Source organism: Streptococcus mitis (assembly GCF_022137125.1).
Taxonomy (GTDB): domain Bacteria; phylum Bacillota; class Bacilli; order Lactobacillales; family Streptococcaceae; genus Streptococcus; species Streptococcus mitis_CE.
This window is the reverse complement of record NZ_JAKNEQ010000005.1, coordinates 106,343-120,666: the sequence shown is the minus strand read 5'-3', so window position 1 is coordinate 120,666 and position 14,324 is coordinate 106,343. Positions and strand designations below refer to the sequence as shown.

Annotated in this window: 15 protein-coding genes; 2 read left to right on the top strand and 13 right to left on the bottom strand. The window is 40.3% G+C overall.

Features of this window, described 5'->3' with window-relative positions; all coding sequences use genetic code 11:
• Positions 1–45: 45 nt before the first annotated feature.
• Entirely contained in the window at positions 46–909 is an 864-nt protein-coding gene (locus tag L0P31_RS06035) for an Rgg family transcriptional regulator (RefSeq protein ID WP_060628235.1), read from the bottom strand.
• 2 nt (positions 910–911) lie between these two features.
• A complete protein-coding gene (locus L0P31_RS06030; RefSeq protein WP_238096168.1) occupies positions 912–2,813 on the bottom strand; it encodes an ABC transporter ATP-binding protein in 1,902 nt (633 codons plus the stop codon).
• Positions 2,814–2,966: 153 nt separating this feature from the next.
• Between L0P31_RS06030 and L0P31_RS06025 the strand changes: the two genes are divergently transcribed.
• Positions 2,967–4,685, top strand: coding sequence for a phospho-sugar mutase (locus L0P31_RS06025; RefSeq protein WP_238096166.1), 1,719 nt, complete (start codon positions 2,967–2,969; stop codon positions 4,683–4,685).
• Positions 4,686–4,796: 111 nt separating this feature from the next.
• The gene (locus L0P31_RS06020) at positions 4,797–5,144 is read left to right on the top strand and encodes a DUF6568 family protein (RefSeq protein ID WP_033685148.1); all 348 of its coding nucleotides are present in this window, start codon (positions 4,797–4,799) and stop codon (positions 5,142–5,144) included.
• A gap of 37 nt (positions 5,145–5,181) precedes the next feature.
• Here L0P31_RS06020 and L0P31_RS06015 read toward each other — a convergent pair whose 3' ends face one another.
• The 11 genes from L0P31_RS06015 to yjbM all read right to left on the bottom strand — a co-directional run bounded on the left by L0P31_RS06015 (position 5,182) and on the right by yjbM (position 14,254).
• A complete protein-coding gene (locus L0P31_RS06015) occupies positions 5,182–5,955 on the bottom strand; it encodes a potassium channel family protein (protein WP_033685149.1) in 774 nt (257 codons plus the stop codon).
• Between the two features lie 45 nt (positions 5,956–6,000).
• Positions 6,001–6,255 carry a type II toxin-antitoxin system RelE family toxin gene (locus L0P31_RS06010; protein ID WP_004239453.1) on the bottom strand — a complete coding sequence of 85 codons (255 nt, stop codon included), beginning with the start codon at positions 6,253–6,255 and terminating at the stop codon, positions 6,001–6,003.
• A gap of 1 nt (position 6,256) precedes the next feature.
• Positions 6,257–6,499, bottom strand: coding sequence for a type II toxin-antitoxin system RelB family antitoxin (gene relB / locus L0P31_RS06005; RefSeq protein ID WP_000208079.1), 243 nt, complete (start codon positions 6,497–6,499; stop codon positions 6,257–6,259).
• Between the two features lie 90 nt (positions 6,500–6,589).
• Positions 6,590–7,399, bottom strand: coding sequence for an MBL fold metallo-hydrolase (locus L0P31_RS06000; RefSeq protein ID WP_000004961.1), 810 nt, complete (start codon positions 7,397–7,399; stop codon positions 6,590–6,592).
• Positions 7,392–8,750: a cell wall metabolism sensor histidine kinase VicK gene (gene vicK / locus L0P31_RS05995; protein WP_238096164.1), complete on the bottom strand. Its 1,359-nt coding sequence runs from the start codon at positions 8,748–8,750 to the stop codon at positions 7,392–7,394. Before vicK ends, L0P31_RS06000 begins: the two co-directional genes overlap by 8 nt.
• Positions 8,743–9,450, bottom strand: a complete 708-nt coding sequence (yycF, locus tag L0P31_RS05990) for a response regulator YycF (protein WP_033685152.1) — start codon at positions 9,448–9,450, stop codon at positions 8,743–8,745. Before yycF ends, vicK begins: the two co-directional genes overlap by 8 nt.
• Before the next feature lie 55 nt (positions 9,451–9,505).
• On the bottom strand, positions 9,506–10,681 hold the full coding sequence (mutY, locus tag L0P31_RS05985; RefSeq protein WP_238096162.1) for an A/G-specific adenine glycosylase: 1,176 nt from the start codon (positions 10,679–10,681) through the stop codon (positions 9,506–9,508).
• 188 nt (positions 10,682–10,869) lie between these two features.
• Positions 10,870–11,844 carry a phosphate acetyltransferase gene (pta, locus tag L0P31_RS05980; protein WP_000451571.1) on the bottom strand — a complete coding sequence of 325 codons (975 nt, stop codon included), beginning with the start codon at positions 11,842–11,844 and terminating at the stop codon, positions 10,870–10,872.
• Positions 11,845–11,887: 43 nt separating this feature from the next.
• Positions 11,888–12,784, bottom strand: a complete 897-nt coding sequence (locus tag L0P31_RS05975) for an RluA family pseudouridine synthase (RefSeq protein WP_001210000.1) — start codon at positions 12,782–12,784, stop codon at positions 11,888–11,890.
• A complete protein-coding gene (locus L0P31_RS05970) occupies positions 12,781–13,599 on the bottom strand; it encodes an NAD kinase (protein WP_000799056.1) in 819 nt (272 codons plus the stop codon). The genes L0P31_RS05975 and L0P31_RS05970 overlap by 4 nt, the downstream gene beginning before the upstream one ends.
• Positions 13,583–14,254: a GTP diphosphokinase gene (yjbM, locus tag L0P31_RS05965; protein WP_238096160.1), complete on the bottom strand. Its 672-nt coding sequence runs from the start codon at positions 14,252–14,254 to the stop codon at positions 13,583–13,585. The genes L0P31_RS05970 and yjbM overlap by 17 nt, the downstream gene beginning before the upstream one ends.
• Between the last annotated feature and the right edge of the window lie 70 nt (positions 14,255–14,324).

Here is a 14,324-nt window from a genome sequence, read left to right as displayed (position 1 = left end):
TCAAAACCGAAAGGAGCTTTTTCATTTTTCCCTTATTTGGGAAAATTAATCTTTGATAAATTTTTTGTAGTGTTCCTGATAGTAGGCTACTTGCTCTGGAAGATCTAGCACGTCAAAAATATGCATGGCCTCTTGCATTTGCTTACAACCTTCTTTACACTGTCCTTTTTGGTACAAGGCAAAGCCTTTTAGGTAATGTAAAATATTTCGTTCATACAGACTAATGTTTTTACCAATAATCTTCTCTGTATAAGTCTCAAAATAGCTTGCATTGTCAAAAGAAAGATGCTCTAAACAATGCTGGTAACAATTGAGGGCCAAAATCAAAACCAATCTCTTATGGCGACCAATCTCTTGATAAAATTCCTCCCTCTCCATGACTTCTCTACCAATCCGAGTGACATAGTCTACATCGTAGAAACTATAGAGGTTACCGAAAAGAATCAACTCATACATGGTCCATTCTTCTGTTTTGAAGAGATAATCTGCTACCTTATCTAAATCATCCTGCTCCATATGATAACTCGAATCTCTTTGACAAATCAGACCTTGCAACAAAATCCAGTTCAGCTCAAAATAGAGTGGATTTGTCGAACTCTTAGCCTTTTCAAGTTGTTCACTTTGAAGCTTTTGAAAACCTGCAATATCATTTGAGTAGTAAAGGGGTACAATTTGTCCCATCATGGCAACATGTTCATGATTATGGAAATCCCTAGCCTTATCCATGAAATTTTCGATTGTTACATGAATGTTATCCAAAATCTCAAAGAAACGTGAGACTGCTAGGTCAGACTCCCCAAGCTCAAAGCGAGATAACTGAGAAGTTGAACAGGACTCCCCTGCCGCCTCCTTTAAAGAATAATTTCCACTTGTCCGAAATTCACGAAATACCTTTCCAAGATGTTCCATCTTTACACCTGCTCTGATAATTCTTCCCACTCAAGCATAGCTTCTTCCTGACGATGGCTGATTTTGTCCAGTTCAGCCTGCAATTCCACCAGTTTGCCGGCATCGTTTGTTTCCAACATTTGTTCAGAAATGTCTTGGCTTTGACTTTCTAACTCTTCGATTTCAGCTTCTAGACTTTCGATTTGTCGCATGAGTTTACGGGCTTCTTTTTGACTTTCTTTCTGAGCTTGATAGTCATTAACTGGACTTGCTTCTTTTGCTTGATTAGTAGTTGAAATTTCCTCAGTTTGAATCATTTCTACTTCTGCTTTCTTCTCGACATAGTAGTCGTAATCTCCAAGATAGAGAGTTGATCCATTCTCAGACAATTCCAGTACATGAGTTGCCACACGATTGATAAAGTAACGGTCGTGACTGACGAATAGAAGAGTTCCATCAAAGTCAATCAAGGCATTTTCCAACACTTCCTTGCTATCAATATCCAAGTGGTTGGTTGGCTCATCCAGAATCAAGAAGTTGTTGTTTTCCATGGAAAGTTTAGCCAGAAGTAAACGGGCTTTCTCGCCACCAGACAGCATGCCGACTGATTTTTTAACATCATCTCCTGAGAAAAGGAAGGCACCTAGACGGTTACGAATTTCAACTTCTGGTGTCAGTTTAAAATCATTCCAGAGTTCATCCAGTACAGTATTACTTGGTGTCAGCTTGCTTTGGGTTTGGTCATAGTAACCAACCTCAACATTGGCGCCAAAGCGCTTCTCACCCTTGATAAAAGGAATCTGGTCCACAATAGACTTGATAAAGGTTGACTTGCCAATACCATTTGGTCCAACAATAGCAACAGCATTCATCTTACGAAGGTCTAGGTTGATAGGATCTGACAATATTTCCCCATCATAGCCAATAGCTGCATTCTCAACAGTCAAAACAACATTGCCCGACGTTTTTTCAGACTGGAAGGTCATGTTGGCTGATTTCTTGCCAGCTTCAGGTTTGTCCAAACGCTCCATTTTTTCCAGTTGTTTGCGTCGAGATTGGGCTCGTTTGGTCGTCGAAGCACGTACTAGATTGCGATTGACAAAGTCTTCCAGAGCAGCGATTTCCTTTTGTTGCTTTTCATAGTTTTTTGCCTCAGTAGCTAGCTTTTGCTCCTTTAACTCAACAAAACGAGAGTAGTTACCCACATAGCGATCCAAGGAATGCTTGGTCAAATCTAGCGTAATTGTCGCAACCTTATCTAAGAAATAACGGTCGTGGCTGACAATAATAAGGGCGCCGCTATAGTTTACCAAGTAATTCTCTAGCCAAGCGATAGTTTCAATATCCAAGTGGTTGGTTGGCTCGTCCAAGACCAAGAGATTTGGCTTTTCAAGGAGCATTTTGGCAAGTGCCAGACGAGTATTTTGACCACCCGAAAGCTCGGCAATTTTCATCTGCCACATAGATTCGTCAAACTTGAATCCATTCAAAATCGCTCGTATATTAGCTTCATAGGTAAAGCCACCTGCTTGGCGAAAATTCTCAGATAAGCGGTCGTAATCTGACATCAGTTTATCCAAATCTTCACCAGATTTTTCACCCATCTCCAGCTCCATCTGACGAAGTTGTTTCTCAGTCCGACGCAAGTCATCAAAGACATGAAGCATCTCATCGTAGATGGTATTTTCAGACTCAAAACGGCTATCTTGAGCTAGGTAAGACAGAGAAATATCTTTTTTCTTATTGATTTCACCACTAGTTGGCTCCTCTTCTCCAACCAAAATCTTCAAAAGAGTAGACTTACCTGCACCATTTTTCCCAACAAGGGCTATCCGATCACGTTCATCAACTTGTAGGTTAATATTATCAAAAAGAACCTCTCCTGCAAAAGAACGTTCAATTTTATTAGCTTGTAAAATAATCATAAAAGTAGTATAGCATGTTTCCCTAAGGCATTCAAGACTTGATAAACAGGCATATGTTACTACTTTTATGTAAGTTATGCTAAGGTTTTACTAAAACGCTAAAAAGTGCTATAATGTGAACGGTTAAAACAATTTACAAAAAGGAGAATTTCAATGTCTTACCAAGAAAATTACCAGAGATGGGTTGATTTTGCGGAGCTTCCTGACTACCTTCGTCAAGATTTAGAAAATATGGATGAAAAAACGAAGGAAGATGCCTTCTATACAAACCTTGAATTTGGTACTGCAGGTATGCGTGGGTTGATTGGTGCTGGTACAAACCGTATCAACATCTACGTTGTTCGCCAAGCTACTGAAGGATTGGCTCGTTTGATTGAGTCAAAAGGTGGAAACGAAAAAGAACGCGGTGTAGCAATTGCCTACGATAGCCGTCACTTCTCACCTGAGTTTGCCTTTGAATCTGCGGCAGTTCTTGCTAAACACGGCATCAAATCTTATGTATTTGAAAGCCTTCGTCCAACTCCAGAACTCTCATTTGCAGTTCGTCACCTCAACTGTTTCGCAGGTATCATGGTCACAGCTAGCCACAACCCTGCACCATTTAACGGTTACAAGGTTTACGGTGAAGACGGTGGACAAATGCCTCCACACGATGCGGACGCGTTGACTACTTATATCCGTGCTATCGAAAACCCATTTGCAGTTGAAGTTGCTGATGTGGAAGCTGAAAAAGCTTCTGGCTTGATTGAAGTTATCGGCGAAGCTGTTGACGTAGAATACCTTAAAGAGGTTAAGGACGTAAACATCAACCCAGCCTTGATTGAAGAATTTGGTAAAGACATGAAAATTGTCTACACACCACTTCATGGTACTGGTGAAATGTTGGCTCGTCGCGCTCTTGCCCAAGCAGGATTTGACTCTGTTCAAGTCGTTGAAGCGCAAGCAACTGCCGATCCTGATTTCTCAACTGTAAAATCTCCAAACCCAGAAAGCCAAGCAGCCTTTGCCCTTGCTGAAGAACTTGGTCGTCAAGTTGGTGCAGATGTTCTTGTGGCAACTGACCCTGATGCTGACCGTGTTGGTGTTGAAGTTCTTCAAAAAGATGGTAGCTACCTCAACCTTTCAGGTAACCAAATCGGTGCTATCATGGCAAAATACATCTTGGAAGCCCACAAAAATGCCGGAACTCTGCCTGAAAATGCAGCCCTTTGCAAATCTATCGTATCAACTGACTTGGTAACGAAGATTGCTGAAAGCTACGGCGCAACTATGTTCAACGTTCTGACTGGTTTCAAATTCATCGCTGAAAAAATCCAAGAATTCGAAGAAAAACACAATCACACTTACATGATGGGATTTGAAGAAAGCTTCGGTTACTTGATTAAACCATTCGTACGTGATAAAGACGCTATCCAAGCTGTTCTTGTCGTTGCTGAACTTGCTGCCTACTACCGTTCACGTGGTTTGACCCTTGCTGACGGTATCGAAGAAATCTACAAAGAGTACGGCTACTACGCTGAAAAAACTATCTCTGTTACCCTTTCAGGTGTCGATGGTGCTGAACAAATCAAAGCGATTATGGCTAAATTCCGTAACAATGCTCCAAAAGAATGGAATGCAACAGCTATCACTGTCGTAGAAGACTTCAAAGCTCAAACAGCTACTGCTGCTGACGGCACTGTTACAAACTTGACAACTCCTCCAAGTGATGTGTTGAAATACACACTTGCTGACGGTTCGTGGATTGCCGTTCGCCCTTCAGGGACAGAACCAAAAATCAAGTTCTACATTGCAGTTGTAGGTGAAACCAACGAAGAATCACAAGCTAAAATTGCTAACATCGAAGCAGAAATCAATGCTTTTGTAAAATAAAACCCTATAAAAGATGAGACCAACCAATCTCATCTTTTTTTCGTATCAAATCTAAGCAATTTTAGAAACTTTATGGCATACTAGACTTATCAATGAAAGCGAGGTAATCTCATGGAACAATTTTTAGATAATATCAAAGACCTTGAAGTCACTACAGTTGCGCGTGCGCAAGAAGCTCTTGATAAAAAAGAAACTGCAACCTTCTTTATCGGTCGCAAAACTTGCCCTTACTGCCGTAAATTTGCAGGTACATTGGCAGGTGTCGTAGCTGAAACTAAAGCTCACATCTACTTCATCAACAGTGAAGAAGCAAGCCAACTCAATGAGTTACAAGCATTCCGCTCACGCTACGGAATCCCAACTGTACCAGGCTTCGTTCACATTGCAGATGGACAAATCAATGTCCGTTGCGACTCTTCAATGTCAGCACAAGAAATCAAAGAATTTGCAGGATTGTAAAAAAGCCACTCATCGAGTGGTTTTTAAATGGTCAAAATTACCTTTTTTCAATCAAATCTTGTATCATTCGCTGTAGTTCTTCGATTTTCTCAGATTGTTTCTCTATTAATATTCTTTGGCTCGATAATTCGTCTTGTAGTTTATCAAGTTTTATCTGTTCACCTGGATTATCTTTTACAAAAAAGTTCGTCAAGGCACTTGTTAACATTCCTATTGTACTAATCCCTACCAACATTAATAAAACAGCTAGCCATTTCCCAAAAAGGGAAACTGGAACAATATCACCATAACCAACAGTGGTTACTGTCACAAGAGCCCACCAAAGACTATCTGAGAAAGATTTTTCTTCAACTACAGATAAAATTGAACTTCCTACTAGAACAATAAAGATATTAACATACAAGATATAAATCAGGCCATTTGTCCGTAAGAATCTACTAATTTTTCTTTCTAATTTACCTGTAAGTCCAATTATTCTAAGTAAACGAGTCAGTTTCAGTAATTTTGTCAGCCTTGCTAAGCGGAAAATACGCCCTAATCGAAATACTGTAAAAATAGCATTTAAAGGAAGGATAGCTAACAAGTCAAAGATATTTTCAAGTATAAACCTCCATTTTGCTTCACTTGAAAAGAACCGCCAAACATAATCTACCACAAACACAAACCAAAGTAGTAAGTCAATAATACTGTATGGAGGACTGTCTAAATCAATCATCTCAGCAAATCCAAGTAATACCAGAATAACAGAGATTAAAGCAAGTAAAATAATTGTTGTATCATAATAATCTGCAAAAAACCATTTTTTCTTCAAATTTTACTCTCCTCACTTTCTATACTGTTATTACTCAACTTTAATTCAATAAATATCTCTCCGATGACCAACTTCTAAAGTAGCAATGACTAATTCATCATCTACAATTTGTACGATAACTCGATAATTACCAATTCTATAGCGCCATTGACCAACGCGATTACCAACCAAAGCCTTTCCGTGTCGTCTTGGGTCTTCCAAAACATTGGTTTGTAAATAGTTTGTAATTATCTTCTGCGTATAACGATCCAATTTTTTCAATTGCTTGATGAAACGTCTTGTTGGAACTAATTTATACAAATTATTCATCCTCCAAGCCTAAATCATGCATCATTTCTTCCCAAGTAATGGGTTCAACTCCTTTTTCCAAGTCTTCTAAATACTCTTGATAGGCTAAATCTGCCACACGAGCATCGTATTCATCTTCTAGAGCTTCAAGAGTTTTGGTGCGGATAAGTTCCGACAGGGAAACTCCTTCAAACTTAGCCATTGCTTTCATAAATGTTTTGTCAGCTTCAGAAACTTTTAATGTAATAGTAGTCATTTTTTGCACTCCCTTTTTTAATGGTAACACCATTGTATTACTTTTTAGGTGTTCAGTCAATATAAAAAGAACACCTTCTCAGCGTTCTTTCTATATGTCTGTCAATGGTGTTGCGGTATCTGGTGAGGTATCATAAACCTTAAAGTCTACTCCGACTCCCAGATCAGCTTGAGCTAGCTGATTGACCATAGTCATGTGAGCCAGCTCCTTGATATTGTTTTCCTTAGACAAGTGACCAAGGTAGATTTTCTTAGTGCGATTTCCTAAGGTACGAATCATAGCTTCGGCACCATCCTCGTTAGAAAGGTGACCGAGATCCGATAGGATTCGTTGTTTGAGTCGCCAAGCATAAGAACCTGCTCGCAGAATCTCTACATCATGGTTGGACTCGATAAGATAGCCGTCCGCATTTTCGACAATTCCCGCCATACGGTCACTAACATAACCTGTATCTGTCAAAAGGACAAAACTCTTGTCATCCTTCATAAAGCGATAGAACTGCGGTGCGACTGCATCATGGCTAACACCAAAACTCTCTATGTCAATATCTCCAAAGGTTTTGGTTTTGCCCATTTCAAAGATATGCTTTTGCGAAGAATCTACCTTGCCAAGATACTTGCTATTTTCCATAGCCTGCCAGGTCTTTTCATTGGCATAAAGATCCATACCATACTTGCGAGCCAAAACTCCTACTCCATGGATATGGTCAGAATGCTCATGCGTAATCAAGATGGCATCCAAGTCTTCTGGCTTGCGATTTATTTCAGCAAGTAGGCTGGTGATTTTCTTACCAGATAAGCCTGCATCCACTAATAGTTTCTTTTTTGGGGTTTCCAGATAAAAGGAATTTCCACTGGAACCCGACGCTAAAATACTGTATTTAAAGCCTGTTTCACTCATTCTGGTCTTCTATTTCGTCCTCCCATACTTCTTCTTTCACTGCATCCTTATCATAAGGGAGCACAATGGTAAAGGTTGATCCCTTACCATATATACTTTTGGACCAAATAAAGCCCTTATGCTGTTTGATAATTTCTTTAGCGATAGACAGTCCCAGCCCTGTTCCACCTTGAGCACGGCTTCTAGCACGATCCACACGGTAGAAACGGTCAAAGATACGTGGTAAATCCTGCTTAGGAATACCCAAGCCTTGGTCTGAGATGGATAAAATCATCTGATCATCAGTTGTCTTCATGGTCACTGTGATTTTTCCACCATCTGGAGAATATTTAATGGCATTGTTGAGAATATTATCAATCACCTGTGTCATCTTGTCTGTATCAATTTCAATCCAGACAGAGGTAATCGGATAATCTCTGACCAATTCATATTTCTTTTCTTCGTCTGATCCCCTCATCTTATCAAAGCGGTTAAGGATAAAGGTAATAAAGGCAGTAAAGTTAATCAGTTCCACATCTAGGTGACTGGTCGCATTATCAATCCGTGAAAGATGGAGGAGATCCGTCACCATTCGCATCATACGGTTAGTTTCATCTAGAGATACCTTGATAAAGTCTGGTGCGACAGGTTCTGACAAGGCCCCCTCATCCAAGGCTTCAAGATAGGATTTTACGCTAGTCAGTGGAGTCCGTAACTCATGACTAACATTGGAAACAAAGAGTCTCCGTTCACGCTCTTCCTTCTCTTGCTCCGTTGTATCATGCAGAACGGCAACCAGACCTGAGATAAAACCAGACTCTCGACGAATCAAGGCGAAGCGTACACGAAGGCTCAGATATTCACCATTGGCATCCTGAGAATCAATCATGAGTTCAGGAATTTGGGTGATCAAATCACGAAGTTCATACTCATCTTCAATCTTAAGCAATTCTAGGATACTTTTGTTTAGAACATCTTCCTTCTGAACGCCTAGCTGTTTCTTAGCCATGTCATTAATCATAGTAATCTTACCACGACGATTGGTCGCGAGGACACCATCTGTCATGTAAGAGAGGATACTGTGTAATCGTTTACTCTCTTGTTCCAGATTTTCTTGAGTCAAACGAATTACTTCTGATAAATCATTGAGATTATTGGTAATATTAGTGATTTCAGAACTTCCCTGCATATCCAATACCTGAGAATAATCTCCTGCAATCAGGTCCTTTACCTTTTGATTGATTTGCTTCAACCGAATGTTATCCCTACGATTTTCTAGTAAAAGCAAGGTCACAACTAAAATAAAGCCAAGTAGAATGAGGATAAAGATAAAATCACTGGTTAAAACTGTGTCTTTTATTAGTTTAATCATTATTTCTCATATAATAACCAACACCGCGACGTGTTAGGATATACTCTGGACGACTTGGTGTATCTTCAATCTTCTCACGCAAACGTCTGATAGTTACGTCAACAGTCCGAACATCTCCAAAATAATCATAACCCCAGACCGTTTCAAGCAAGTGTTCACGGGTAATCACTTGACCAATATGAGAAGCCAAGTGGTACAAGAGCTCAAATTCACGGTGGGTTAAGTCTAGTTCTTCACCGTATTTTTTAGCTACATAAGCATCTGGCACAATCTCCAAGTCCCCAATTTGCAAGGGTTGGGTTTTCTTTTCATCTGACTCTTGATTATCTACAGAAGCCAAGTCCGTGCGACGAAGGAGAGCTTTAACACGCGCCTGCAACTCACGATTTGAGAAGGGTTTGGTTACATAGTCATCTGCACCAAGCTCTAAACCGATAACCTTATCAAATTCACTGTCTTTAGCTGAAAGCATGATAATAGGTACACTACTAGTCTTGCGAATAGTCTTAGCAACTTCTAAACCATCAATTTCTGGAAGCATCAAATCCAGAATAATAATATCTGGTTGCTCTGCTTCATATTGCTCTAGCGCTTCACGACCATTAAAAGCAGTTACAACCTCGTAACCTTCCTTGGTCATATTAAACTTGATAATATCCGAGATTGGTTTTTCATCATCTACAATTAATATTTTTTTCATTTGTTCACCTTTTTCTCTACTATTATATCAAAAAAATAACAAGAAAACACAATAGCTAGTCTTTGCTACTGTCTAACTTAGCTTGTGCATAAGCCTGCCAGATTTTTTGTTGGGGTTTGGCAAGTGGAACATCCTTGAACTCTTCTGGTGAAAGCCAGCGAACTTCCCTATCTGAAAAATCCTGGAAGTCAGTCACCTGACCTGCTACAATTTGAACATGCCACTTGCGATGACTAAAGACATGCTTAACAGTGTCAAAATAAATATCAAGCCAATCAACATCTAGGTCATAGTCCTGCTGGAAACTCTCTTCTGGACTGGGTCCAAAATTCACACTTTCTTCTGCAACCTGATGGAAGAGGTCAAACTGCTCCTCTTGCGAAAAGTCACCTACTTCTACCAGTGGGAAATGCCAAAAACCTGCCAATAGCTTTTCACTTTCATTCTTTTCAAGTAAAAATTGTCCCTGAGAATTGTTCACAACTAAGGCTTTAAGATAAATAGGAACAGGCTTTTTCTTTGGAGCCTTGATTGGATAACGGTTCATGGTTCCATTCTGATATGCTGCACTAAAGTCCTTAATTGGGCTTTCTTCTGGTCTGGGATTTACAGGTGCCTCAATATCTGAGCCCAAGTCCATCAAGGCTTGATTAAAGTCACCAGGCCTTTCTGGGTCAATCAAGATTTCCATCATTGCCTGAAAAATTTTGCGATTGCTAGGAATTCCGATATCATGATTAACTTCAAACAGACGTGCCAGCACTCGCATGACATTACCATCTACAGCTGGCTCAGGCAAGTTAAAAGCAATACTGGAAATCGCTCCTGCTGTGTAAGGTCCAATTCCTTTCAAGCTGGAAATTCCTTCATAGGTGTTTGGAAATTGACCACCAAAGTCAGCCATAATCTGCTGAGCTGCAGCCTGCATATTACGAACTCGAGAATAATAACCCAAACCTTCCCAAGCCTTCAACAAACGTTCTTCAGGGGCAGTTGCCAAACTTTCCACTGTTGGAAACCAGTCCAAGAATCGTTCGTAATAGGGAATAACCGTATCCACCCTAGTCTGCTGGAGCATAATTTCAGACACCCATATATGATAAGGATTTTTACTTCTACGCCACGGTAAATCTCTTTTGTTTTCATCATACCAGGAAAGAAGTTTCTCACGAAAAGAAACAATCTTCTCCTCTGGCCACATGACGATACCGTATTCTTTCAAATCTAACATATTTCTAGTATAACACAGAAGATTCTAACTGTCCTTTTCCTAGTATTAGTACTCTTCGAAAATCAAATTCAAACCACGTCAACGTCGCCTTGCCGTACTCAAGTACAGCCTGCGGCTAGTTTCCTAGTTTGCTCTTTGATTTTCATTGAGTATAAAAAGCCTCTTCCCAAGGGAAAGAGGACTAAATCTTATTGATGAACTGCCTGGGCTGCTGTGATAAGTGTTAACTTGTAAACATCATCAGCATTACATCCACGAGAAAGGTCGTTAACTGGCTTGTTCAAACCTTGCAAAACAGGACCAACAGCCGCAAAACCACCGAGACGTTCGGCCATCTTGTAGCCGATATTTCCTGCCTCGATACCTGGGAAGATGAAGACATTTGCTTGACCAGCTACTGTACTTCCGGGAGCTTTCAAAGCTGCAGTTTCAGGAACAAAGGCTGCATCAAATTGCAACTCACCATCGATTTCAAGGTCAGGGCGCAAGTCGTGAGCAATTTTAGTTGCTTCAACAACCTTATCAACGCTTTCTCCAAATCCTGAACCTTTAGTAGAATAGCTTAGCATAGCAATTTTAGGCTCGATTCCAAACATCTTAGCTGTAATTGCTGAGTTGATTGCAATTTCAGCCAAGGCTTCAGCGTCTGGATTGATATTGATGGCACAGTCCCCAAAGAGGTAACGCTCCGTACCACGAACCATGAGGAAGGCACCTGAAGTACGAGTTACATTTGGACGAGTTTTGATGATTTGAAGAGCTGGACGAACTGTTGAAGCTGTTGAGTGAATCGCTCCTGACACCATTCCATCAACCAAGCCCAAGTAAACCAACATAACACCAAAATAGTTGACATCTTCAACCAAAACCTTGCGTGCATCTTCTTCAGACATTTTGCCCTTGCGACGCTCCACTAAAGCAGCAACCATTTCTTCAAATTTATCGTAGTGTTGAGGGTCGATGACTTCATAACCGTCCTCAATACCTTCGATTTCAAGATAAATTTTAATTTTTTCAGGATTTCCAAGCAAAACAGGAATCACTTCTGTTTCTTTTACCAGGCGTTTAGTCGCTTGAAGAATACGAGGTTCTTCCCCTTCAGGGAGAACGATACGAGCATTTTTACCAACCAAGTTGGCTTTGAGACTTTCAAAAACTTCCATGAGTTTTCTCCTTTTAGATAATAATTATACTCTGAAACTGTTTTTATAGAGTATTAGTTGATAACTGGGTAATAAGGTTGCTAAAATCATTCGGCAAGGGACTTTCTAACTGCAAGTCTTGCTCTAAAAATGGATGATAAAAAGTTAAGGAATGACAATGTAGGGCCTGGCGCTGAATTCCATCGTCTAGACTACCACCGTACAAGTCATCTCCCAACAAAGGAAAACCAATATGAGAAAAATGGACTCGGATTTGGTGGGTTCGACCAGTGTGCAGGCGAATGTCTACCAAATGAATATTCCCATAAGATGCTACAATCTTGTAAGAAGTATGAGCATACTTTCCACCTTTAGCTACGCGTCTGGTAATAATGGAGTCTTCATCACGCGCAATCGGAGCAATAATTTCCCCCTCTGACTCCAAGTGTCCATCGCCTTTAACCAAAGCAAAGTAGCGTTTTTCAATGGACTTCTTCTGCAACTGCTTGTCTAATCGTGCATGGGCATAGCCGTGCTTAGCAAAGAGCATCAAGCCAGAAGTATCTCTATCAAGTCTAGTTACAATGTGAACCTGCTGATTTTCATAGTCTTGCTTGACGTAGTAACCCTTGATAAAATTAGCGATGGTATTGGAGTGATTAACACTAGGAATAGAAGCCACTCCATAGGGTTTATTTAAGACTAGAAAATGGTCATCCTCATAGAGAATATCCAGTGGGCGCTCGATAGCTTCGAGAGTTTCAAAACCTTCCTCAGCGGGAATATCGATGATAACAAGGTCTCCAATATCCAATAGATACGTCGCATTTTGTGGTTGACCATTGACCAGAATAGCTCCGCCTCGAAACTTAATCTTAGCTAGCAGCCCCTTAGAAACCTCGTGCTTTTTTAAGAAGGTCTTAACCTTGACATGCTCATCTGCGATAAATTCAAACCTCATTCGTCCACCTCGCCGATAAAAGCATCCTTAACGCGGTTCCAAAAACTGGTATGGCTCGGTGATGCGACAAAGTGAATCTTATGATGGTCGATTTGATACTCAATTCGTTCAATATTGCGGAAGGAATAAACGCTATTGTCAACCGAAATGGTATGGTAATCGTTTCTTGTTGGAATAAGTTCAATCTTATCCTTCTTAGGAACAATAATAGATGAACCCAAGGTTCGATAGACACGATTATTAAGACTGGCAATTTCCGTTAATTGCAAAGCTTCAATGGTAGGGTGTAAAACAGCTCCGCCAAGTGATTTGTTATAGGCTGTACTACCAGTCGGTGTCGAAACTGTTAGCCCATCTCCACGAAAACGTTCAAAGTGGACACCGTTAATCACAACATCCGCCACCATGGTTCGATCAGACCTGCGGATACTGGCTTCATTTAGTGCTCTAAAAATCTTCACTTCACCATTTTCGAGAAAAACCTTCACATTCAGAACAGGGTAAGAGACTCTTGCTCCGGTATCTAGCTGTAAATTAGTCACTAGCTTGTCCAACTCAAAATCACGGTAGTCCGTATAGAAGCCCAAATGTCCAGTGTGAACACCAATGAAGCGGACCTTGTCAAGCTGGTTTTCGTACTTATGAAAGGCCGACAAGAGCATACCATCACCACCGATGGAAATAACGATATCTGGATTGGTATCATTGAGTATAAACTGATTTCTCTTCAAACGATCTCGCAATTCATACAAAACCCTTTGACTCTGTGGTTTTCTATTAGCTATCAGGTCAATTCGTTTACCTGTATTCTTCATCTGTATCGTCACTGTTTCCTACACCGTCATTTAATTTTCTACTCAAAGGATCAAAAAGAGCCTGAGCTTCCTGGATATCATCTCGAATTTTACCCATTTCTTCATCCAACTGATGAGCAATCTTGGCTGTAATTTCCAGTCGCTTCTTTATCTCCTCTGGGAAATCCCCTTGGTACTTGTAGTTGAGAGAATGTTCTATCGTTGCCCAGAAATTCATGGCCAAGGTACGTATTTGAATTTCCGCCAAAATGGTTTTAGCACCATTGATAGTGTCAACCGTATATTCTACTACCACATGATAGGAACGATAGCCTGATGCTTTTCGATGAGTAATGTAATCTCGCTCCTGTATGATCCGCATATCCTGACGCTTGCGCAAAATCTCCACTACTTCCTTGACGTCATCTACAAACTGAACCATCACACGCAAACCGGCAATATCCTGCAAATCGTGTTCCAAGGTCGTATAAGTAATGCCACGACGAGCCATTTTTTCTTTGATGCTCTCAATTGGCTTGACCCGACCCGTCACAAACTCAATCGGAGAATGCTTATTTTGCTTACGATATTGCTTCCGAATACCACGTAGTTTAATCTTTAATTCACCAACAGCTTGAATGTAAGGATCTAGAAATTCTTCCCATTCTAAGGTCATATATTCTCCCTTGTTCTCATATTATCCTTCAAAAATATCTTTGATTTTTTCTCCAGATTCATATACAATA

Bases quoted from the DNA above. Each gene is read 5' to 3' on its own strand.
- yycF (WP_033685152.1), bottom strand. From the start codon at position 9,450: ATGAAAAAAATATTAATTGTAGATGATGAAAAACCAATCTCGGATATT.
- L0P31_RS05970 (WP_000799056.1), bottom strand. From the start codon at position 13,599: ATGAAGAATACAGGTAAACGAATTGACCTGATAGCTAATAGAAAACCA.
- mutY (WP_238096162.1), bottom strand. From the start codon at position 10,681: ATGTTAGATTTGAAAGAATACGGTATCGTCATGTGGCCAGAGGAGAAG.
- L0P31_RS06025 (WP_238096166.1), top strand. From the start codon at position 2,967: ATGTCTTACCAAGAAAATTACCAGAGATGGGTTGATTTTGCGGAGCTT.
- vicK (WP_238096164.1), bottom strand. From the start codon at position 8,750: ATGATTAAACTAATAAAAGACACAGTTTTAACCAGTGATTTTATCTTT.
- pta (WP_000451571.1), bottom strand. From the start codon at position 11,844: ATGGAAGTTTTTGAAAGTCTCAAAGCCAACTTGGTTGGTAAAAATGCT.
- relB (WP_000208079.1), bottom strand. From the start codon at position 6,499: ATGACTACTATTACATTAAAAGTTTCTGAAGCTGACAAAACATTTATG.
- L0P31_RS05975 (WP_001210000.1), bottom strand. From the start codon at position 12,784: ATGAGGTTTGAATTTATCGCAGATGAGCATGTCAAGGTTAAGACCTTC.
- yjbM (WP_238096160.1), bottom strand. From the start codon at position 14,254: ATGACCTTAGAATGGGAAGAATTTCTAGATCCTTACATTCAAGCTGTT.
- L0P31_RS06030 (WP_238096168.1), bottom strand. From the start codon at position 2,813: ATGATTATTTTACAAGCTAATAAAATTGAACGTTCTTTTGCAGGAGAG.
- L0P31_RS06020 (WP_033685148.1), top strand. From the start codon at position 4,797: ATGGAACAATTTTTAGATAATATCAAAGACCTTGAAGTCACTACAGTT.
- L0P31_RS06000 (WP_000004961.1), bottom strand. From the start codon at position 7,399: ATGAGTGAAACAGGCTTTAAATACAGTATTTTAGCGTCGGGTTCCAGT.
- L0P31_RS06035 (WP_060628235.1), bottom strand. From the start codon at position 909: ATGGAACATCTTGGAAAGGTATTTCGTGAATTTCGGACAAGTGGAAAT.